This is a genomic window from Nonomuraea maritima, from assembly GCF_900100395.1.
GTDB classification, from domain to species: Bacteria; Actinomycetota; Actinomycetes; order Streptosporangiales; family Streptosporangiaceae; genus Nonomuraea; species Nonomuraea maritima.
Map to the genome: position 1 here is coordinate 124,680 of NZ_FNFB01000002.1, position 20,332 is coordinate 145,011.

The window sequence follows — 20,332 nt, forward strand, 5'->3', positions numbered from 1 at the left end:
GTCACGCGTCCCCGAAGACCTCCCACACCTGCTCCAGCGAGTCGACGCCGGGCGTGTAGTCGACCTTCACCCGTACCGGGTCGTGCAGCTTGGCCAGCGCCGCGGTCAGGTCGTCGGCGGAGCACTGCTTCTTGCCGAGGCCGTCCTTGTCGGCGTTGACCGGCCGGCCGGTGAGCCAGCCGTCACCGCACCCGGCCGTCGTACGGTAGAAAGCCGTCGCGAAGGAGTAGCCGAGCTTGACCTGCTTGCCCCCGGTCGACAGCAGCACGGTGGTGTCGTTGACGCGCTGGATCGTCCCGGTGGCCGTGCGCAGGTCGGGCCAGTCGCTCACCAGGATCTCGTTGATCCGCGTCGCCTTGCCGGTGCGGTATTCCGCGCGCAGCGCCACCGGGCCGCGCTCGAGCCCGTCCGTCAGGTCGGCGGGCGTGCACGCGGTGCGGCCGAGGCCCTTGGCGTCGAGCGCCACATTGCCCTCGGTCTCCTTCAGGCCGCACTCCACCGTGACCCGGCCGAACGTGGCCGCGCCGTAGTCGAGACGCACCTCCTCGGCGCCAGGGACGTCCTTCAGCTGGTAGCCGGTGAAGCCGCTCGACTGCTTCACGAACGACTCGGCCTTGGGCACGATGCGCAGGTGGCCCTGGCCGTCGGACCACGCCCAGCCGTACACGACCCCAGAGGGGGAGGCGGCGGTCTGCGTGGCGGAAACGGTGTCGGACGACAAGGTAGTGGGTGTGGACACGGGTGTTGACATGGCCGCGGGCACGGCGCAGCCGCCCACGGCGAAGGCGGCGGCGGCCGTGACGGTGGCAAGCAGTTTCATGGACGATCTCCCCCGAAGTGACAGTCAGTCATTCCTATGACGTAGGGAGCCGCCGATTTGTTCAGGTGCGGTAGACCGTCACCCCGTCGAGGTCTTCCTTGGACAACCGCCGCATGAGGTAAAGCCCTTCCAGCGCGAACTCCAGGGCGGCCGCCGCGTGACCGGGCGACTCCTCGCCCGCGCCCATGCCGAGGCGCGACATGACCTTGGCCAGCCCGTTGACCGGGCCCATGCGGAGCAGCAGCTCGGAGGCCGGGACCAGCTCGCCCGACTCGACCTGCGCGCCCTCGGAGAACTTCTCGATCACCGCCGACAGGTCCATGCCGCCCAGCCGGTTACGGAACGTCTCGGCCGTGGCCCGGCGCAGCAGGTGGGCGAGGATCTCGGTCTCGCGGCCCTCTTCGCTGACCTCGAACTCGACCTTGCCGCGCAGGCTGTGGACCACGCAGGCCAGGTCGACCACGCGCGTGACGGCCTGCTCCTCGCCCGCGACGGCCGCGCGGCGCACCGCGGAGGCGGCCGCGGTCTCGGCCGCGGCGATCGAGAAGCGGGCGGAGACGCCGGAACGCGAGTCGACCGAGGTCGATTCGCGGACCAGACGGGTGAACCGGGCGATCACCTCGACCAGGTGCTCGGGGACGTCGGCCCCGATGTCCGGCACGGACTCCTGGCGGATGAGCGTCAGCTCGTCCTCGACGGTACGCGGGTAGTGGGTGCGGATCTCGGCGCCGAAGCGGTCTTTCAGCGGCGTGATGATCCGGCCCCTGTTGGTGTAGTCCTCGGGGTTGGCGCTGGCGATGAGCAGGATGTCGAGCGGCAGTCGCAGGTTGTAGCCGCGCACCTGGATGTCGCGTTCCTCCAGCACGTTGAGGAGCGACACCTGGATGCGCTCGGCCAGGTCGGGCAGCTCGTTGACGGAGAAGACGCCGCGGTTGGTGCGCGGGACCAGCCCGTAGTGGACGGTCTCCGGATCGCCGAGCGTGCGTCCCTCCGCGATCTTGATGGGGTCGACGTCGCCGATCAGGTCGCCCACGGAGGTGTCGGGCGTGGCGAGCTTCTCGCCGTAGCGCTCGTCGCGGTGCTTCCACCCGATCGGCAGCTCGTCGCCCAGCTCGCGCGCCAGCGCCTGGCAGCGCGTGCAGACCGGCGCGTACGGATGGTCGTTGATCTCGCAACCCTCGACGACGGGTGTCCATTCGTCGAGCAGGCCCGTCACCGTACGGATGAGCCGGGTCTTGCCCTGGCCGCGCTCGCCGAGGAGGACGAGATCGTGCCCGGCGAGCAGGGCGCGTTCGAGATGAGGCAGGACCGTGTCGTCGAAGCCGACGATGCCGGGGAACCGTGGCTCACCCGCCCGCAGCTTGGCCAGCAGGTTTTCCCGGACCTCGGCTTTGACGGTGCGATGAACGTGGCCGCTCTCTCGCAACTCGCGGAGAATTCGTGGCTGATGCACGGGATCGAGACTACGTCGCCCGCGCGGAATCCGGCAGGGAGTTTCGCACCTGGCGGAGATTTCGGATCTTGACTATTAGGTGACGGTTCGTGTGCGTGCTTGTCCCCTTTGTGGGGAGAATCGGGCCTAGGGAACTTGGACATGTCGAGGGAGGCGAGACGCGTGGCCTTGATGACTAGCCGCTTCGCCGACGGCCTCGCCGTGGGTTCCGACCTGGTGGAGGCCGCGGAGAACGCCGTCGGCCAGGCCCTGTCGAGGCTCAGCGGCCCAGCAGACCTGGTCTGCTTCTTCATCTGCGGCGACGATCCTGACGACGTCGCGCGCGCCGGAGAGGCCGCGATGAAGCTCGCGCCCGAAGCGAACGTGATCGGATGCAGCGCCACCGGAGTGATCGCCGACGGACAGGGGGTCGAGCTGACACCGTCCGTCAGCGCGTGGGCCGCGACCCTGGAAGGGGCCAAGCTGACGACCTTCGCCCTGGAGACGCTGACGGCCGAGGACCGGTTCGTGGTGGTCGGCCTGCCGGAACGCAGCCCGGACGACCACGTGGCCATCCTCCTGGCCGACCCGTACAGCTTCCCGACGGACGCCTTCGTCGAGCGCTCCGCCGACGTCCTCGGTGACCTGCCGCTGATCGGCGGGCTCGCCAACGGGGTGCAGGGCCGTGGGTCCGTACGGCTGTTCGCCGACGGCGAGGTCTACACCGAGGGCGCGATCGGCGTGCTGATCGGCGGCTCCGTCAAGATCAGCACGGTGGTCAGCCAGGGGTGCCGGCCGATCGGACCCAACATGGTGGTCACCGCCTCGGAGGAGAACCTGCTGCTCGAACTCGCCGGCCAGCCGGCACTGGCCCGCCTGGAGGACATCGTCAGCGAGCTCGACGAGGACGACCGCGAGCTCGTCGCCTCTGGCCTGCAGATCGGCCTGGCCATGGACGAGTACGCCGAACGCCACGAACGCGGCGACTTCCTCATCCGGGGAGTCATCGGCATCGACCCGGAACGTGAGGCCGTCGCCATCGGCGACGTCGTGGAGGTCGGCAGGACCGTACGCTTCCAGGTCCGGGACGCCGCCACCGCCGACGAGGACCTGTACGACCTGCTCGACGCCCACCGCGAGGAGATCGGCAAGGTGGACGGCGCGCTGCTGTTCTCCTGCAACGGGCGGGGCTCGGCCATGTTCGGCACCGCCGACCACGACCCGGTCGCGCTGCGCGACACGCTGGGGCCGATCGGCGTGGCGGGCTTCTACGCCGCCGGAGAGGTGGGTCCGGTCGCCGGCCACAACCACGTGCACGGCTTCACCGCGTCCGTGCTCGTCTTCTCCAGTACGGCGTGAGGCCCGTGATCCTGGCGGTCGACGTCGGCGGCACCAAGATGGCCGCCGGGCTCGTCGCCGACGACGGCACCGTGGTCACCTCACGCCGCGTCGCGACCCCGCAGGGCGCCGACGCCGAGACCCTCTGGCGTACGCTCACCGGCCTCATCGACCTCCTGCCCGGCCCCGTCGACGGGGTGGGGGTGGGCTGCGGGGGCCCGATGACCTGGCCCGACGGTGAGGTGTCCCCGCTGAACATGCCAGGCTGGCGCGGGTTCCCGCTGCGTGCCCGCCTCGCGGCCCGCTTCCCCGGCCTGCCGGTACGCGTCCACAACGACGCCGTCTGTCTCGCCCTCGCCGAGCACTGGAAGGGCGCGGGGCAGGGGACCGCCGACATGCTCGGCATGGTGGTGTCCACGGGCGTGGGCGGCGGCCTCATCCTGGGCGGCCGCCTTGTGAACGGCCCCACCGGCAACGCCGGCCACATCGGCCACGTGGTGGTGGAACCGTACGGCGGCCCCCGCTGCGCCTGCGGCGCCCACGGCTGCCTGGAGGCGATAGCGCGCGGCCCCGCTCTGGCCACCTGGGCCCTGGCCGAGGGCTGGCACCCCCACACGGTGCCCCCCAGCGCCGCACCCCGTACCGCCCATCCCAGCGCTCCCGGCACGGCTCACCCTGGCACTCCGGGCATCGCTGACCCCGGCGAGCCCGCCCGGGACCAGGTCCGGGCGCCGGTCCCGAGCGCCGTGACCGTCCCGCCCGCCGACACCGTCCCGCCCGCCGACACCGTCCCGCCCTCGACGACCACCACCGTCCTGCCCGCCGCCGCTCCGCCGTACCGGGACCCCGGCGTACGTACCGGCCACGCCGACGCGCGGCCGTACCCGGACGAGGGCAGGCGCGCCGGATACGACGAGGACGTCGCGTACGACGAGGATCGGGCCGTGACGGCGCGGCAGCTGGCGGCGGACGCGCGGGCAGGGGACGAGATCGCGCTGCGAGCCATGCGCCGGGCCGGGCGGGCGATCGGCATCGCGATCGCCTCGACCACGCACCTGTGCGACCTCGACCTGGTCACCATCGGCGGCGGGCTCTCCCAGGCGGGAGAGCCCCTGTTCGGCCCGCTGGAGGAGGCCCTGCGGGAACACTCCCGCATGGGTTTCGCCCGACGCGTCAAGGTCGTCCCCGCCGCCCTCGGCCAGGAGGCCGGCCTGGTGGGCGCCGCCGCCCTCCTCAACCCCGAGATCCCCTGGCCCTCCTGACACCCTCACTGGCCTGGGGAGGGCGGGGCCGGCGGCGGGGTGGACGAAGACCGAGTCCTTCCTGACCTCTGGCCCCGCTGCGCTCCTCGGTCGCGCAGCAGGCAGGGCTGGTCCTGCCGCGCGGTCGCGGTGGTCAGGCGGGGCGGTGGGGCTGGTAGAGCCAGGTGTCGAAGAGGGGTTTGAGGTTCTTGCCGGAGAGGCGTTCCGACAGGGTGATGAACTGGTCGGTGGTGACGTGGCCGTAGCGGTGGTCGGCGGCCCAGGTCTTGAGCAGTTTGAAGAAGGTCTCGTCGCCGATCTCCTTGCGCAGCGCGTGCAGCGTCATGGCGCCGCGGATGTAGATCGACTGGTTGAACAGGTCGTCGGGCTTGGGCCGGCCCGGGGGATAGGACCACATCGGGTCGTCGACGGGCCGGCTGTGGTAGTCGGTGAAGTACTGCTCGGCGGTCTTGGTGCCCTTGTGCTCGGTGTAGAGCCACTCGGCGTACGTGGCGAAGCCCTCGTTGAGCCAGAGGTCCTTCCAGCGCCAGATGGTCAGGCTGTTGCCGAACCACTGGTGGGCCAGCTCATGGGCCATGATCAGCTGGTCGGGACGGAAGCCGCCGTACATGGGCTTGGTCTGGTTCTCCAGCGCGTAGCCCGCGAGATGGTTGTCGATCACGCCGCCGGTCGAGGAGAACGGGTAGGGCCCGAAGACCGTGGCCCAGTGGTCGGTGAGCTCGGCGGAGCTCTTGTAGAGCTGGTCGAGCCCGTTCTTGTAGTGGGGATCCGTGGCGGCGAGCGTGGGGATGCCCCCGGCCGAGGTGCCCCGGCGCAGCTCGAACTTGCCGAGCGTGGCCGTGGCGAGGTAGGTGGCCATCGGGTGGCGCTCGCGCCAGCGGAAGGTGGTAGTTCCGCCGGACGTCTTGGGCCGCCCCACCATCTCGCCGTTGGCGAGCGCGGTCAGCCCGGCGGGCACGGTGATCGTGAAGTCGTACGTGGCCTTGTCGGCGGGGTGGTCGTTGGCGGGGAACCAGGTCTTCGACCCGTTGGGCTCGGAGGCCACGAAGGCCCCGTCGGAGGTGGGGATGAAGCCGAACGTGCCGAGATTGCCCATGTCCTTCGCCGGATTCGGCACGCCGTCGTAGGAGACCTTGACGGTGAACTCGTTGCCCGAGGGGATCGGTTTCGCGGGACGTACGGTGAGCTCGTCGCCCTGCCTGCTGAAGGAGGCGCGGGCGTCGCCGACGGTCACCTGGCGCACCTCGAGCCCGGCCAGGTCGAGGTTGAAGCTGGACAGGCCCTGCGTGGCGGAGGCCTTGACGGTGGCCACGCCCACGAGCCGCTTGGTGGCCGGCGTGTAGGCGATGTCGAGGTCGTAGTGGGCGACGTCGTAGCCGCCGTTGCCGTCGGTGGGGAAGTCGGGGTCGCCGATGCCGGGCGCGCCCGGGCGGAAGGCCGCCTCGGTGCTCTGGACGACGGGGGGCGTCGGCTCGTCGGCCGGTGAGCAGCTGACGGCGCCGCCGGCCACGCTGCCGATGCCGCCGCCGAGCACCACGAGTACGGCCACCGCGCGTTTGACGGAACAACGCATAGGCGAACAGGCCCCCTTCAGCTCGTGACCTGCAAGCTTACGCTGAGTCACGTACTCGGGACGACCGGTTTGCGCAGCTCGGCGGGGGGTCACCGGCGTGAACCCCCGCCGTCGCGGGACCTACAGGTTGCCCCGGCGGTCCTGCTCGCGCTCGATCGCCTCGAACAGCGCCTTGAAGTTGCCCTTGCCGAAGCCGAGCGAGCCGTGCCGCTCGATCAGCTCGAAGAAGACCGTGGGCCGGTCCTGCACGGGCTGGGTGAAGATCTGCAGCAGGTAGCCGTCCTCGTCGCGGTCGACGAGGATGCGGCGCTTCTTCAGCTCCTCGATCGGCACGCGGACCTCGCCGATGCGCGCGCGCAGCTCGGGGTCGTCGTAGTAGGAGTCGGGCGTGTCCAGGAACCGGACACCGGCCGCCCGCATCTGGTCGACCGTGGTCAGGATGTCGTTCGTGGCGAGCGCGATGTGCTGGACGCCCGCGCCGCCGTAGAACTCGAGGTACTCGTCGATCTGCGACTTCTTGCGGCTGACGGCCGGCTCGTTGAGCGGGAACTTGACCTTGCGGGTGCCGTCGGCCACGACCTTCGACATGAGCGCGGAGTACTCGGTGGCGATGTCGTCACCGATGAACTCGGCCATGTTCGTGAAGCCCATCACCTTGCGGTAGAACTCCACCCATTCGTCCATCTTGCCCAGCTCGACGTTGCCGACGCAGTGGTCGATGGCCTGGAACAACCGGCCGTTCTTGGTGGCGGGCGGGGCGACGAGCGGCTCGGCGGCCACGTAGCCGGGCAGGTAGGGCCCGCCGTAGTTGGCCCGGTCGACCAGGGTGTGCCGGGTCTCGCCGTAGGCGGCGATGGCCGCGATCATCACCTTGCCGTGCTCGTCCTCCAGCGTGTACGGCTCCTCGAGCCCCTTGGCGCCGTTGGCCACCGCGTGCGCGTACGCGGCCTCGACGTCGGGCACCTGGATGGCGAGGTCGATGACGCCGTCACCGTGCTCGGCGACGTGCCGCGCGATGTCGGTGCCCGGGCGGATCGAGGCCCGGAACTCGAAGGTGGCGCTGCCCGAGGTGAGCACGTACGCGGCCGTGTCCTTGCTGCCGTTCTCCGGCCCGCGGTAGGCCACCAGCTTCATGCCGAAGGCGGTCGAGTAGTAGTGGGCGGCCTGCTTGGCGTTGCCCACAGCGAACACCACAGCATCCATGCCGTTAACCGGAAAAACATCATTCATGCCTCAACTGTCGAGTTTCCTAGGCGAGTTGAGCAACAGTTACCCGGTTGAGTGGACAATCTGCCTAGTGCTCCGGCGATCTGTTCGGTAGATCTGTACAGCATGACAATCGACGAGCTCGACGCCCGGCTGATCACCCTCCTGACGAACGAGCCGCGCCTCGGGGTGCTGGAGTGCTCGCGCCGGCTCGGCGTGGCCCGCGGCACGGTGCAGGCCCGCCTCGACCGGCTCATCGCCCGCGGCGTCATCTCGGGCTTCGGTCCTGACGTATCGCCCGCCGCGCTCGGGTACGACGTGACCGCGTTCGTGAGCCTGGAGATCCGGCAGGTGGCGGGGCACGACCCGGTGGCCGACCGGCTGGCGCGGATCCCCGAGGTGCTGGAGGTGCACACCATCACCGGCGGCAGTGACCTTCTCTGCCGGGTGGTGGCGCGCACGAACTCCGATTTGCAGCGGGTCATCGATGTGATCGTCGGAGTTCATGGTGTGCTGAGAACTAATTCGATCATCGCCCTCGACACGCCCGTTCCCTACCGAGTACTGCCATTGGTCGCCGATGTTCCACGTCGGGAGGGTCGCTAGTCGTACCATCACTGGGGACGGGGCACCATTATCAATCGTTTACCCTTGGCATCCTCCCAGCTCATGGTGACTGGGCGACGCTTGGCGAGGGGAGTCCAGGGGTGCGAAGTGGTGGTGGTAAAAGAATGCAAAGACGGCGGATTCTACGACTTGTGCTGATTTCTTGCGGCGCTGGAATCCTCGTTCTGTGCGGGCTTTTCGCCATTGCTTGGGCCATGACTCCCATTCCGGACACGACCCAGAAGCAGGCGACCGCTCAGGGCTCGGTGATCTATTACCGCGACGGAAAAACCGTACTCGCGCGGCAGGGCGTCGACCGCAGGCTGGTCGACATCGCGCAGGTGCCCCAGCACGTGCGCGCCGCGGTCATCGCCGCCGAGAATCGCTCCTTCTACGACGACGCCGGCGTCTCGCTCACGGGCACCGCGCGGGCCGTGTGGTCCACCGTCAGCGGTAGCCAGCTCCAGGGCGGCTCCACCATCACCCAGCAGCTCGTCCGCAACTACTACAGCGGGCTGAGCCAGGAGCGGTCGATCACCCGCAAGTTCAAAGAGATCCTCATCGCGATGAAGGTCGACCAGTCCAAGCCGAAGGACTGGGTGCTGGAGCAGTACCTCAACACGATCTACTTCGGCCGCGGGGCCAACGGCATCCAGTCGGCCGCCCGCGCCTACTTCGGCAAGGACGTCAGCGACCTGTCCGTCGCCGAGGGCGCCTACCTCGCGGCGGTCATCCAGCAGCCCAGCCGCTTCGCCGACCCCAAGGGCGCCGACCTCGACGCGATCAAGGAACGCTGGCAGTCGGTCATCGACGCGATGGGGCAGACCGGAGCCCTCACGCCCGAGCAGGTGGCCGCCGAGAAGTTCCCCAAGCTGGCGCCGCCGAAGAAGCCGTTCGAGCTCAAGGGCCAGGCCCAGCACATGCTGACGCAGGTCACCGCCGAGCTCAACCGGCGCGGCTACACCGACGAGCAGATCAACAGCGGCGGGCTGAAGATCGTCACGACGTTCGACAAGAAGCTCATGCAGGAGGCCGCGCGCGCCGTCGACGCGCTGCTGCCCGACGCCACGCCGGAGAAGGTCCGCGCCGGCCTCGCCGCCGTCGACCCCGCCACGGGCGAGGTCGTCGCCTTCTACGGCGGGAGCCCCCAGTACGACAGCGCGTTCTCGGCCAAGGTGATGGCCGGCTCGACGTTCAAGGCGTACACCCTGGCCGCGGCCCTCGACAACGACTTCGACCTGTCCACCACCGTCAACGGCAACTCGCCGTTGCAGGTGCCGTCCGCCTCCAAGCCCATCCCCAACGACAACGACCGCTCGTACGGATACATCAACCTGGTCACCGCCACCCAGAACTCCGTCAACACCGCGTTCGTCGACCTCGGCCAGAAGGTCGGCCTCGCCAAGGTCGCCAAGGTCGCCGAACTGGCCGGCATCCCCGCCGCCCAGCTGAAGCCGCACGAGCAGGCGGCCACCTTCCCGCTCGGGGTGGCCTCGGTCAGCGCCGTCCAGAACGCCTCGGGCTTCTCCACGTTCGCCAACAAGGGCGTCCACATGGAGGCCCATGTGGTCAGGTCGGTCACCGACGCCAACGGCATCGAGCACGTCGTCCAGCCGGTCGCCACGAAGGTGGTGGGCGAGCAGGCCGCCGCCGACACCACGTACGCGCTGCAGCAGGTCGTCAAGTTCGGCACCGGCACGGCCGCCCGGCTCGACGACCGTCCGGTGGCCGGCAAGACGGGCACCACCGACAAGTCGCGGTCGGTCTGGTTCAACGGCTTCACGCCGCAGCTGGCCGTCGCGGTCACCATGTACCGCGACGACAACGCCACCGTGACGATCCCCGGGTACGGCACGCAGTTCGGCGGGCAGCTGCCGGCGCAGATCTGGCGGGCGTTCATGGCCAAGGCCATGGAGGGCAAGCCGGTCGAGCAGTTCCCCGAGCCGTCCCAGTACGGCTACTCCTACGGCTACCCGACGACGCCCGACTATGAGAGCGACGCCCCTGACGACGACTACCCGCCGCAGCGCGAACCCGACGACTGGGAGGAGAGCGAGCCCGACGGCGGGCCGCCGTTCACCGACCAGCCTGAGCGGGAGGCGCCGGACGACGACTTCCGGCGCGACTCGGGGCCGGAGCAGGAGGCGCCGCCGACGCTCGACCTCCCCGAGCAGGACTGGCTCCAGGAAGACCACGCCCCCGCGGACGACCCCCGCGTCCGCCAGGGCGAAACCCGCTGACCCCACGTCCCGCCCCTCGTGCCGGGCGCGTCGGCTCACACGAGCGCCCGTGCGGGGATGTCAGGTGGTCAGCTGGGTGCGGAGGGAATCCGGGGTGGTGGTGGGGAGCCGGCAGGTGAAGTTGCGGCACACGTACGCGGCCGGTGCGTCGTCCACCAGGCCGCGGCCCTCCAGCAGAGCCGGGAAGACCGGCTCGGTCGCCTGACCGTTGCCCCGCGCGCCGCTCCGGCCGCCCCCGTGACCGAGCGCCACCACAAGCCCAGGTACGTCGGCGAGCAGCGCCTCCCGGTGCAGCGCCACCGTCCGCGCGTCGTCGGGCGGCCCCACCACCGCGACCTCGACGGGCCCCGACAGCGCCGCCCGCGCCACGGCCAGCCCCCAGCCCGCGAACCGCGCGTGCGCCGCCGCCAGCACCGACACCGTGCCGAGCGCGGCCTCGGCCGCCTCCCGGTGCCGGGTGGAGCCGGTGAGCGCGCCGTAGGAGAGCAGGGCCCCCGCGGCGGCGTACCGGCCGGAGGGGACGGCGTTGTCGGTGGCGTCCTGCGGCCGCTGGAACAGCCGCTCGGCGTCGTCGGCGGTGTCGTAGAAGCCGCCCGACCCGTCGGAGAACCGGTCGAGCACGGTGTCCAGCAGCGAGCCCGCGAGCCGCAGCCACCGCGCCTCGCCGGTGACGCCGTACAGCGCGATGAGGCCCTCGGCCACGTTGGCGTAGTCGTCGAGTACTCCGGCGTTCGTGCCCGCGCGGCCGTCGCGGGACGTGCGCAGCAGCCGTCCGTCGTGCATGTGGGTGCCCGCGATGAGCTCGGCCGCAGCCGTGGCCGCGGCCACCAGGTCGGGCCGCTCGAACACCGCGCCGGTCTCGGCGAGGGCGGCGACGGCCAGCCCGGTCCAGGAGGCCACCACCTTGTCGTCGCGGCCGGGGCGCACCCGGCGCTCGCGGGCGGCCAGCAGGCGCGCCCGCACGTCGGCGTACCGGGCCTGGTCGTCGGGGTCGCGCAGGAGCTGCAGCACCGACGCGCCGTGCTCGAAGGTGCCCGCGTCGGTGACCTCGAAGAGTTCGGCGGCCCAGCGGCCGTCCTCCTCGCCGAGGACCTCGACGAGCTCGCCGGGCGTCCAGACGTAGAACTTGCCCTCCACGCCCTCGCTGTCGGCGTCGAGCGCCGAGGCGAACCCGCCCTCGGGCGTGCGCATCTCGCTCAGCAGCCAGTCGGCCGTCTCCAGCGCCACCCGGCGGGCCTGCTCGCCGCCGCCGGCCTTCCACCAGTGCGTGTAGACGCGCAGCAGCAGCGCGTTGTCGTAAAGCATCTTCTCGAAGTGCGGCACGACCCAGCGGGCGTCGACGCTGTAGCGGGCGAAGCCGCCGCCGAGCTGGTCGTACAGGCCGCCGCGGGCCATGGCGTCGAGGGTGCGGCCGGTCATCTCGCGCTCGCCGGAGCGCAGCAGGAACTCCAGCACCATGGACGGCGGGAACTTGGGCGCCCCGCCGAAGCCGCCGTGGACGGGGTCGAACGACCCGCGCAGATTGTCGACGGCCTGCCGCAGGGTGTCGTCGCCCGGCAGCGGCCCGTTGGGCAGCGACGCGTTCGTGTTGAGCGCCTCCACCACCTTCGCGCCCTGCTGGAGCACGGCCTCGCGGTCGCCGGTCCACACGCGGTGCACCTCGGTGAGCAGCCGCCGGAAGTGCGGCCGCGGGAAGTAGGTGCCGCAGTAGAACGGGTGGCCCTCGGGCGTGGCGAACACCGTCATGGGCCAGCCGCCCTGCTGAATCATCGCCTGCGTGGCCGTCATGTAGACGGCGTCGACGTCGGGACGCTCCTCGCGGTCGACCTTGATGTTGACGAAGTGCTCGTTCATCAGCGCCGCGGTCTCGGCGTCCTCGAAACTCTCGTGGGCCATGACGTGACACCAGTGGCAGGCGGAATAGCCCACGCTGATGAGCAGGGGCACGTCACGGCGCCGCGCCTCCGCGAACGCCTCCTCGCCCCACGGGTGCCAGTCGACCGGGTTGCCGGCGTGCTGCAGCAGATAGGGGCTCGTGGCGTCTTTCAAGCGGTTCATCATGACCTCCCGCACCCACCCTATGCGTCCGTACGGGGCCGCCAGGAGCCGCCGGTGAGCCGGCGCACCGCCGCGCCCAGACGTGCGGAGACTGTCTGCGGACGTCGTCACGGCGTAGGTTACGGACGTGGAGATGGACTTCGTCTGCGCCCACGCCGGTCGCCCGGTCCTGGCGCTCACCCGTAGGGACGTGGCGCGCGCGCTGCTCGCCGTGCCGTCGGGGGTGGCGCTCGTGGCGCTGCCCGACCTGCGACGAGAGATGCTGGCAGCGGGCAGGCCGCTCACCCCGACGTTCTGGGAGTCCGCCAAGGCGATACTCAGCTCGATCGAGGCGGGCCAGGCCACGGTGGGCGACGTCCAGCGGTGGCTGGAGTCGACCGGCACCGAGCCGATCCTCATGACGCCGAGCTACTTCGTCTGGCCGGAGGAGGACGAACGCGGCCCCGTGGCCGCCGAGATGTACGCCCGCCTGGTCGCCTACCTGGAGGAGCGGCTGGCCGCGGGCGAGATCGAGCCCGACGCGCTGGTGTCCGGCGACCGGGAGGCGCGCAGGGCGTACGAGGAGCTGCAGGAGCAGTGGCTGAGCACGCCGCTGCCCGACGGCCGGGTGCCCGGTTTCGCGGTCAGCGACGAGCAGGACGAAGAGCTGTTCGCCGCCTGGGACGAGGAGGAGGCGTACGCGCTGTCGGAGCTGCGCCACATCATGGCGGAGCTGCCGAAGCAGCCAGAGGCGCCGCTCGCGGAGCTGGAGGCGGCCGCGGCGCGGCTGCGCGCACTGCTCGCCCTGCCCGGCTACCCGTCGAACGTGTTGCGGGCCTGCGCCGGCTTCGAGGACCGGCCGCTGCCCGACGACGACGCCGAGCTGTGGCTCGCGGTGGCGGCGGGCATCGCGGGGCCCATCTCCGACCTGTCGGAGGGCGGCGACGTGCTGGAGGAGTTCGTCGATCTCGACGGCGAGCTGAGCGAGGAGGACATCGCCCTCGCCAACCTGTGCGCGATCCAGCACGCCGACTGGCTGGCCGGGGTGGCGGCGCTGGCCAGGATGGGGCCTGGTGTGCTGGCCTCGCCCGAGCGGATGGCGCGCCTGATCGCCGAGTCGGAGGACGTCGACGTGGACGAGCACGCCGACGACGACGTGGAGGCCACCGAGCGGTTGTTCACGTCGGTGGTGACGTTGTGGGGGTATCTCGGCATCGTCGACGAGGACGACGTGCTGACCCCGCTCGGCTGGTGGGGGCTGCCCAAGGCGCTCGAACGCAGCTGGGCACCCCCGGCCGAGTGACCGGTCAGGCCGGGGCGACGAGGTCCTTGAACTCGGGGTGGCGCTCGATGTACCGGGCGACGTAGGGGCAGCTCGGCACGACGCGCAGACCGGTGTCGGCGCTCGCCTGCAGGGCGTGGCCGACGAGCTTGCCCGCCAGGCCCTGCCCTTCGTGCTCGGGCAGCACCTCGGTGTGCGTGAAGATGATTTTGGTGGGCAGCAGGCGATAGTCGGCGAACCCGGCGACCTTGCCGTCCACGAGGATCTCGAACCGGCTCTCCGTCGAGTTGTCGACCACTTCTGTCGGCATTTACCTGGCCTTCTCGTCGTTCTTGGCGTCTTCGCTCGGCGTGTCGCCCTCGCGCGGAACCTTGATCTTCGACATCTGCTTGTTCATCGACTTGATCAGAAGATAGAGGGCGAACGCAATGAGGGCCACGACGACGAAGCCGAGCAAACCCGGACTCACATCACCCGCTGCTAGAACTTCCACGCCTCCAGTCTGCCACCGGGAGCCCGTGGTCCGCCCGGCGGCCGGGTGAGTGGCCGCCGGGCGGGGGACGTCAGTGGCAGGCGGGCGAGACGTTGTCGGCGTGGATGCCGGTGAACAGGTCGGACTCGGGCAGCTCGGTGTCGACCAGCGAGCGCGCCAGGTGGTAGTCCTCGGTCGGCCAGATCTCCTGCTGCAGCTCGCGCGGGACGACGAACCAGTTGCCCTCGGGGTCGACCTGGGTGGCGTGGGCGAGCAGCGCCTCGTCGCGGATCTGGAAGTAGTCGCCGCACTCGACGCGCGTGGTGACCGGCCACTTGGCGGGGCGGTCCTCCCAGCGCGAGATCCAGTCGGCGTACGGCGAGCCGAGGCCGCGCGTGGTCATCGCCTCGTGCAGCGCCTCGAAACGCTCCTTGGTGAAGCTCATGTGGTAGTAGAGCTTCAGCGGCTGCCAGGGGTCGCCGGCGTCGGGGTAGCGGTCGGGGTCGCCGGCCGCCTCGAACGCCTCGACCGACACCCGGTTGGTCATGATGTGGTCGGGGTGCGGGTAGCCGCCGTCGTCGTCGTACGTGATGATCACGTGCGGGCGGAACTCGCGGACCGCGGCCACCAGGGGCGCGGCGGCGTCCTCGATCTTCTTCAGCGCGAAGCAGCCCTCGGGGAGCGGCTCCTCCTCCGTCTCCGGCAGGCCGGAGTCGACGAAGCCGAGGAAGCGCTGCTCGACGCCGAGAATCTCGCGCGCGCGGTCCATCTCGGCCTTGCGCACCGCGGCGATGTTCGCCACGATCTCGGGACGGTCCATCTTGGCGTTGAGCACCGATCCGCGTTCGCCGCCGGTGAGGGTACAGACCAGGACGCCCACGCCTTCGCGCACGTAGCGCGCCATGGTGGCGGCGCCCTTGCTCGACTCGTCGTCGGGATGGGCGTGGACGGCCATCAGCCTCAGCGGTGCACTCACGGGCTCGATGTCTCCTCAGTAGGACCGGGTAGTCACCCGGAGAGGTTAGTTTCTGCTGGGCGGTCGCGAGGGCACACCCCTCGCGGGCGACAATTGTCTCGGATAACGCTGAGGGAGTGCAGGGAGATTCCGCCATGGTCACCAGAGATGTCGAGGACGGGCCCGTTCTCGGCACGCCCGACGACTACCCCGATCGTCCCAAGCGAAGGGGCCGGCTCGTCGTCCACGTGGTGATCGGCGTGCTGGTGGCCATCATCGCGGGCGGTTGGGGCTACGTCATGTGGTCGATGACGGCGGGCGGTTCCGAAGCCCCGTCACAGGTGATCACGTTCGAGGTGCTGAGCCCGAGTCGCGCGGAGATAACCTTCGAGGTCTACAAGCCCGATGACCGGGCGGCGGTGTGTCGCCTCCGCGCGCTCGACGTCAATCACGCGGAAGTGGGCATCCGAGAAGTAAGAATCCCGCCCGGCGAGGGTAGTAAGCCGGTCAAGGAAAGCCTGGACACCAGTGGTCAGGCGACTTCCGTCCACATCCAGTACTGCAATCTCGTATAGTGAGACATTTGGGGAGGCGTTCGAGCCGTTGTCTTGTTACCATTTCGCAATTCAACCGTACGCTACCTCGAAGTGATCTCAGGCCCCCTAGGCAAGCAAGGAGAACCCGTGGCCGACTCTCGCGATGAGAACGTCACATGGCTGACGCAGGAGGCGTACGACCGCCTGAAGGCGGAGTACGAGTATCTCTCTGGTCCCGGGCGCGTCGACATCGCCAAGAAGATCGAAGCCGCTCGGGAAGAGGGTGACCTGAAGGAGAACGGCGGCTATCACGCCGCCAAGGACGAGCAGGGCAAGATGGAGGCCCGGATCTTCCACCTCCGGCACATCCTCGACAGTGCCAAGGTCGGAGAGGCCCCCAAGACCGAGGGCGTGGTGGGTCCCGGCATGACGGTGACCATCAGGTTCGAGGGCGACGACGACGAGGTGACCTTCCTGCTCGCCTCCCGCGAGGAGAGCGGGGCGCCGATCGACGTGTACTCCCCCAAGTCCCCGCTGGGGGCGGCGATCAACGGTAAGAAGATCGGGGAGAAGGCGACCTACTCCATGCCCAACGGACGGCAGAACACCGTCGAGATCCTGGAGGCCGTGCCGTACGTCGGCAACTGACCCCACCGAACGACGACCGCCGGGCCAGTGGCCCGGCGGCTCTTTTGCGTGGGACGGGAATTCGCGAGGATCTCGGGTTTCTCGTCACCGCCCATGAACGGCGAAACACCCCCAGACTGGTGCTGTTCATCGTGGTGGCCCTGGTGGCGGTGCTGACCGCCGACGTGTTACTGCTCGTCCACCCGCCCCAGGTGAGTGCCGAGTTATCGGCCAGGGAATCGCGTCCCGCGCAACGGCTGCTGGCCCAGCAGCGGCCCCGGACGAAGCAGGCGGTCTCCACGCCCGCGCCGGTGGCCCCGCTTCGCACATTACATAAACCCCATCTTTTCGTTCTCACGCGCAAGCCGTTCACGAACGCGTTGCTGCACAAGGTGGCCAAGGTGCCAGGGGTGCGCGCGCTGGAGCTGGCCGACGCCGCCTCGGTCACCCTCGACGGCAAGCAGGTGCAGACGCTCGGGGTCGACCCATCGACGTTCCGGGCCTACACCCCGAAGGTGACCGCGGCGTCCGACCCGCTCTGGCGCAACGTGGCGGCCGGGGACGTGGCCGTCTCCTTCGTGCTCGGCAACGACGGCGGGCTCACGCTGCACCGGCAGGTGCTGGGGCCGGCCGGGCCGCTGCGGGTGGGCGCGTACGCCACCACCGGGTTCGGCGCCGTGGACGCGGTCGTCTCCCGCGAGGTCGGCCGCAGGATGGGCCTGCCCCACGACAACGCGCTCATCGTCAGCGCCCCCAAGACCGACGTCGAGCAGCTGCGCGCGGCGATCCTGCGGGTGCTGCCCAAGGGCACCCAGGTGGCGCTGGTCAACCCGGCGACGCCGCCGCGGCGGCAGCAGCAGGTGCCGCCGCGGGAGTGGCCGGCCGGGTCGTTCATGACGGGCGAGCAGCTCACCGCGGCGCTGCGGGCCGCCGTCTCCAAGCTCGGCCGCCCCTACGTGTGGGGGGCCGAGGGCCCCGACACCTTCGACTGCTCGGGGCTCGTCCAGTGGGCCTACGCGCAGGCGGGCGTGCGGATGCCCCGCGTGACGCACCAGCAGTGGCTGGCGGGGCCGCAGGTGCCGTACGAGCAGGCGCAGCCCGGCGACCTGCTGTTCTGGCGCAACGACCCGACGAACCCCGACTACATCTCGCACGTGGCCATCTACTGGGGCGACGGGAAGATGCTGCACGCGCCGCGTACCGGCGACGTGGTGAAGCTCGTCCCGGTGAGCATGCGCAACCTGGCCGGGGTGGTCAGGGTGAGCCCGGTGCAGGCCGCCAAGGTCCGTTAGCAGCGCCCAGGTCGGGTGGGGTGTTCGCGAGGGCCTTAGCTCTGTAATGTTGATTACATGACTACAGAGGATGAGGTTCGCGGCTGGTTCACGGGTCGGCTGCCCGAAGGGTGGTTCACCGGCGCCCCCGCGATCGTCCGCGACCGTGAGGAGATCGCCGTCGTCGGGACACTTCCCGACCCGCCCTCCGACGTGTCCGAGCCCGAGCGGGCCGCGCTCATCGAGGGAATCGCCGCCAGGTTCCGTGAGGAGACGCGAGAGCGGCGCATCGAGATCGCCCGCGAGGCCGAGCACCGATTCCGCCGCAAGGTGTCCTGGGGAGTCGCCTGCGGCGGCACGACTGTGATGTTCACCACACTTTCCGTGCCGGTCATGACGCGGCTGCGGCAGGCGGAACGCCAGGTCCTCGACACCCTGGTGGCCGCAGGCGTGGCGCGCAGCCGCAGTGACGCCCTCGCCTGGTGCGTACGCCTGGTCGGCAAGAACACCGACGCCTGGCTGGCCGACCTCCGCGACGCGCTCCAGCACGTCGACAGGGTCCGCGCCGCGGGCCCCGACGCCCATTCTTGATGCCGTCCAGCGGAAACGTGCCGGGAAATGGACTGGACCAATCGAGATATTGGTTTAGACCATCGAGATTGGTGTGGACCAGTGCGCTGAATTTCTTCTTTTAAATCCTCCTTCGTTGGGTAGTGAGACCCAATCGTCAGGGCTTCTGCCTGCGGTGATGGCATCGCCGAACAGGTCTATGCCAATTGGCTTTTCGTCGATCCGTCGTAAATGATGACGGGGCCCTGGGAGAGTGGAGGAGTCGAAGTCGTGTCCGTTTCCATGCAAGCAACCGCACCCACCAGCAATGCCGAATTGGTCGCCTGGGTGAACGAGATCGCGGCCCTGACCGAGCCCGACCGCGTCGAGTGGTGCGACGGGTCGGAGGCGGAGTGGACGCGCCTGACCAACCTGCTCGTCGAGCAGGGCACGCTCACCCGGCTGGCCGCCCGGCCCAACAGCTTCTACGCCAAGTCCGACCCGAGCGACGTGGCGCGCGTCGAGGACCGTACCTTCATCTGCTCAGAGCGCGAGGACGACGCCGGCCCGACGAACAACTGGGTCGCGCCCGACGAGATGCGCCGCACGTTCGGCGAGCTCTTCAAGGGCTGCATGCGCGGCCGCACCATGTACGTCGTCCCGTTCTGCATGGGCCCGCTCGGCGGCGAGATCTCGCAGCTCGGCGTCGAGATCACCGACTCCGCGTACGTCGCCGTGTCCATGCGCATCATGACCCGCATGGGCGAGCGGGCGCTGCGGCTCATCGAGAAGCGGGGCGAGTTCGTCAAGGCGGTCCACTCCGTCGGCGCGCCCCTCGAACCCGGCCAGGCCGACGTGCCGTGGCCGTGCAGCTCGACGAAGTACATCAGCCACTTCCCCGAGACGCGCGAGATCTGGTCGTACGGCTCCGGCTACGGCGGCAACGCGTTGCTCGGCAAGAAGTGCTATGCCCTGCGCATCGCCAGCGTCATGGCCCGCGACGAGGGCTGGCTGGCCGAGCACATGCTCATACTCAAGCTCACGCCGCCGAGCGGGGAGCCCCGCTACATCGCCGCCGCGTTCCCGAGCGCCTGCGGCAAGACCAACCTCGCGATGCTGGAGCCGACGATCCCCGGCTGGAAGGTCGAGACGATCGGCGACGACATCGCCTGGATGCGCTTCGGCGCCGACGGCCGCCTGTACGCGATCAACCCGGAGGCCGGCTTCTTCGGCGTGGCGCCCGGCACCGGTCAGACGACCAACGCCAACGCGGTCAAGGCCCTCTGGGGCAACGCCATCTTCACGAACGTCGCCCTCACCGACGACGGCGACGTGTGGTGGGAGGGCCTCACGGAGGAGCCTCCTGCGCACCTGACCGACTGGAAGGGGCGTTCCTGGACGCCCGGCAGCGGCGAGCCCGCCGCCCACCCCAACGCTCGCTTCACGGTTCCCGCCGCCCAGTGCCCGACCATCGCACCGGAGTGGCAGGACCCCAAGGGCGTGCCCATCTCGGCGATCCTGTTCGGTGGCCGCCGCGCCACCGCCGTCCCCCTGGTGACGGAGGCGCTGAGCTGGCAGCACGGCGTCTTTCTCGGAGCCAACGTCGCCTCCGAGAAGACCGCCGCCGCCGAGGGCAAGGTCGGTGAGCTGCGCTACGACCCGTTCGCGATGCTGCCGTTCTGCGGCTACAACATGGGCGACTACTTCGCCCACTGGCTGGAGATCGGCCGGCGGCAGGGCGCGAAGCTGCCGCGCGTCTACTACGTCAACTGGTTCCGCAAGAACACCGACGGCGCGTTCATCTGGCCCGGGTTCGGGGAGAACAGCCGCGTACTGAAGTGGATCGTCGAGCGCCTCAACGGCGCGGCCGACGCCGTGTCCACGCCGATCGGCCTGCTGCCGCGCGAGCTCGACACCGAGGGGCTCGACCTGTCGGAGGACGACCTGCGCACGCTGCTGACCGTTGAGCGCGACGTCTGGCGTGAGGAGGCGGCGCTGATCCCCGACCACTTCGCGAAGTTCGGCTCCCACCTGCCGAAGGAGCTGTGGGACGAGTACAACGCCCTGTGCGACCGCCTCAGCTGAGGCACGCGTGACCGGCCCGCACGCCGTGCGGGCCGGTTCGC

Annotated in this window: 18 protein-coding genes; 10 read left to right on the forward strand and 8 right to left on the reverse strand. The window is 70.0% G+C overall.

Annotated elements, in window-relative coordinates; translation table 11 throughout:
- Position 1: 1 nt before the first annotated feature.
- Both BLR04_RS04200 and BLR04_RS04205 read right to left on the reverse strand, forming a co-directional pair.
- Entirely contained in the window at positions 2 to 820 is an 819-nt protein-coding gene (locus tag BLR04_RS04200) for a hypothetical protein (protein ID WP_090759780.1), read from the reverse strand.
- Positions 821 to 881: 61 nt separating this feature from the next.
- Positions 882 to 2,273 (reverse strand): sigma 54-interacting transcriptional regulator, encoded by a 1,392-nt coding sequence (locus BLR04_RS04205; RefSeq protein ID WP_090759782.1) that lies wholly within the window; start codon positions 2,271 to 2,273, stop codon positions 882 to 884.
- A 171-nt stretch (positions 2,274 to 2,444) separates the two neighbouring features.
- Here BLR04_RS04205 and BLR04_RS04210 point away from each other — a divergent pair, with 171 nt between their 5' ends.
- Both BLR04_RS04210 and BLR04_RS04215 read left to right on the forward strand, forming a co-directional pair.
- Positions 2,445 to 3,611, forward strand: a complete 1,167-nt coding sequence (locus tag BLR04_RS04210) for an FIST signal transduction protein (protein ID WP_090759785.1) — start codon at positions 2,445 to 2,447, stop codon at positions 3,609 to 3,611.
- Positions 3,608 to 4,852, forward strand: coding sequence for an ROK family protein (locus BLR04_RS04215; protein WP_176902927.1), 1,245 nt, complete (start codon positions 3,608 to 3,610; stop codon positions 4,850 to 4,852). The genes BLR04_RS04210 and BLR04_RS04215 overlap by 4 nt, the downstream gene beginning before the upstream one ends.
- Positions 4,853 to 4,985: 133 nt before the next feature.
- Here BLR04_RS04215 and BLR04_RS04220 read toward each other — a convergent pair whose 3' ends face one another.
- The gene (locus BLR04_RS04220) at positions 4,986 to 6,425 is read right to left on the reverse strand and encodes a M1 family metallopeptidase (protein ID WP_090759788.1); all 1,440 of its coding nucleotides are present in this window, start codon (positions 6,423 to 6,425) and stop codon (positions 4,986 to 4,988) included.
- Between the two features lie 120 nt (positions 6,426 to 6,545).
- Positions 6,546 to 7,628, reverse strand: coding sequence for a 4-hydroxyphenylpyruvate dioxygenase (gene hppD, locus BLR04_RS04225; RefSeq protein WP_245740018.1), 1,083 nt, complete (start codon positions 7,626 to 7,628; stop codon positions 6,546 to 6,548).
- A 129-nt stretch (positions 7,629 to 7,757) separates the two neighbouring features.
- On the opposite strand from hppD, the gene BLR04_RS04230 reads away from it, so the two are divergent.
- Both BLR04_RS04230 and BLR04_RS04235 read left to right on the forward strand, forming a co-directional pair.
- The gene (locus tag BLR04_RS04230) at positions 7,758 to 8,237 is read left to right on the forward strand and encodes an Lrp/AsnC family transcriptional regulator (RefSeq protein ID WP_090759792.1); all 480 of its coding nucleotides are present in this window, start codon (positions 7,758 to 7,760) and stop codon (positions 8,235 to 8,237) included.
- A gap of 215 nt (positions 8,238 to 8,452) precedes the next feature.
- Positions 8,453 to 10,477: a transglycosylase domain-containing protein gene (locus BLR04_RS04235; protein ID WP_245740019.1), complete on the forward strand. Its 2,025-nt coding sequence runs from the start codon at positions 8,453 to 8,455 to the stop codon at positions 10,475 to 10,477.
- 60 nt (positions 10,478 to 10,537) lie between these two features.
- Here BLR04_RS04235 and BLR04_RS04240 read toward each other — a convergent pair whose 3' ends face one another.
- The gene (locus BLR04_RS04240) at positions 10,538 to 12,535 is read right to left on the reverse strand and encodes a thioredoxin domain-containing protein (RefSeq protein WP_245740020.1); all 1,998 of its coding nucleotides are present in this window, start codon (positions 12,533 to 12,535) and stop codon (positions 10,538 to 10,540) included.
- A gap of 133 nt (positions 12,536 to 12,668) precedes the next feature.
- Between BLR04_RS04240 and BLR04_RS04245 the strand changes: the two genes are divergently transcribed.
- Positions 12,669 to 13,817, forward strand: a complete 1,149-nt coding sequence (locus BLR04_RS04245) for a hypothetical protein (RefSeq protein ID WP_090759796.1) — start codon at positions 12,669 to 12,671, stop codon at positions 13,815 to 13,817.
- Positions 13,818 to 13,821: 4 nt separating this feature from the next.
- Here BLR04_RS04245 and BLR04_RS04250 read toward each other — a convergent pair whose 3' ends face one another.
- From BLR04_RS04250 to mca, 3 genes are all read right to left on the reverse strand, one after another.
- Positions 13,822 to 14,106, reverse strand: a complete 285-nt coding sequence (locus BLR04_RS04250; protein WP_090759798.1) for a GNAT family N-acetyltransferase — start codon at positions 14,104 to 14,106, stop codon at positions 13,822 to 13,824.
- On the reverse strand, positions 14,107 to 14,289 hold the full coding sequence (locus BLR04_RS39520; RefSeq protein ID WP_143021954.1) for a hypothetical protein: 183 nt from the start codon (positions 14,287 to 14,289) through the stop codon (positions 14,107 to 14,109). It lies immediately after the preceding gene.
- Between the two features lie 70 nt (positions 14,290 to 14,359).
- Positions 14,360 to 15,244: a mycothiol conjugate amidase Mca gene (mca, locus tag BLR04_RS04255; protein ID WP_090759800.1), complete on the reverse strand. Its 885-nt coding sequence runs from the start codon at positions 15,242 to 15,244 to the stop codon at positions 14,360 to 14,362.
- 134 nt (positions 15,245 to 15,378) lie between these two features.
- Between mca and BLR04_RS04260 the strand changes: the two genes are divergently transcribed.
- From BLR04_RS04260 to BLR04_RS04280, 5 genes are all read left to right on the forward strand, one after another.
- Positions 15,379 to 15,798 carry a DUF4307 domain-containing protein gene (locus BLR04_RS04260; protein WP_090759802.1) on the forward strand — a complete coding sequence of 140 codons (420 nt, stop codon included), beginning with the start codon at positions 15,379 to 15,381 and terminating at the stop codon, positions 15,796 to 15,798.
- A 108-nt stretch (positions 15,799 to 15,906) separates the two neighbouring features.
- Positions 15,907 to 16,407 (forward strand): transcription elongation factor GreA, encoded by a 501-nt coding sequence (gene greA, locus BLR04_RS04265; RefSeq protein ID WP_090759804.1) that lies wholly within the window; start codon positions 15,907 to 15,909, stop codon positions 16,405 to 16,407.
- A gap of 119 nt (positions 16,408 to 16,526) precedes the next feature.
- Complete coding sequence (locus BLR04_RS04270; RefSeq protein WP_245740021.1) at positions 16,527 to 17,678, forward strand: C40 family peptidase; 1,152 nt, start codon at positions 16,527 to 16,529, stop codon at positions 17,676 to 17,678.
- 57 nt (positions 17,679 to 17,735) lie between these two features.
- Complete coding sequence (locus BLR04_RS04275; RefSeq protein ID WP_090759807.1) at positions 17,736 to 18,248, forward strand: hypothetical protein; 513 nt, start codon at positions 17,736 to 17,738, stop codon at positions 18,246 to 18,248.
- Positions 18,249 to 18,509: 261 nt separating this feature from the next.
- Positions 18,510 to 20,291, forward strand: a complete 1,782-nt coding sequence (locus tag BLR04_RS04280) for a phosphoenolpyruvate carboxykinase (GTP) (protein ID WP_090760714.1) — start codon at positions 18,510 to 18,512, stop codon at positions 20,289 to 20,291.
- Positions 20,292 to 20,332 lie beyond the last annotated feature (41 nt).

Coding starts and splice junctions, on each gene's coding strand:
- BLR04_RS04200 (WP_090759780.1), bottom strand. CDS start 820: ATGAAACTGCTTGCCACCGTCACGGCCGCCGCCGCCTTCGCCGTGGGC.
- BLR04_RS04210 (WP_090759785.1), top strand. CDS start 2,445: ATGACTAGCCGCTTCGCCGACGGCCTCGCCGTGGGTTCCGACCTGGTG.
- BLR04_RS04220 (WP_090759788.1), bottom strand. CDS start 6,425: ATGCGTTGTTCCGTCAAACGCGCGGTGGCCGTACTCGTGGTGCTCGGC.
- hppD (WP_245740018.1), bottom strand. CDS start 7,628: ATGGATGCTGTGGTGTTCGCTGTGGGCAACGCCAAGCAGGCCGCCCAC.
- BLR04_RS04230 (WP_090759792.1), top strand. CDS start 7,758: ATGACAATCGACGAGCTCGACGCCCGGCTGATCACCCTCCTGACGAAC.
- BLR04_RS04235 (WP_245740019.1), top strand. CDS start 8,453: ATGACTCCCATTCCGGACACGACCCAGAAGCAGGCGACCGCTCAGGGC.
- BLR04_RS04240 (WP_245740020.1), bottom strand. CDS start 12,535: ATGAACCGCTTGAAAGACGCCACGAGCCCCTATCTGCTGCAGCACGCC.
- BLR04_RS04245 (WP_090759796.1), top strand. CDS start 12,669: ATGGACTTCGTCTGCGCCCACGCCGGTCGCCCGGTCCTGGCGCTCACC.
- BLR04_RS04250 (WP_090759798.1), bottom strand. CDS start 14,106: ATGCCGACAGAAGTGGTCGACAACTCGACGGAGAGCCGGTTCGAGATC.
- BLR04_RS04260 (WP_090759802.1), top strand. CDS start 15,379: ATGGTCACCAGAGATGTCGAGGACGGGCCCGTTCTCGGCACGCCCGAC.
- BLR04_RS04275 (WP_090759807.1), top strand. CDS start 17,736: ATGACTACAGAGGATGAGGTTCGCGGCTGGTTCACGGGTCGGCTGCCC.
- BLR04_RS04280 (WP_090760714.1), top strand. CDS start 18,510: ATGCAAGCAACCGCACCCACCAGCAATGCCGAATTGGTCGCCTGGGTG.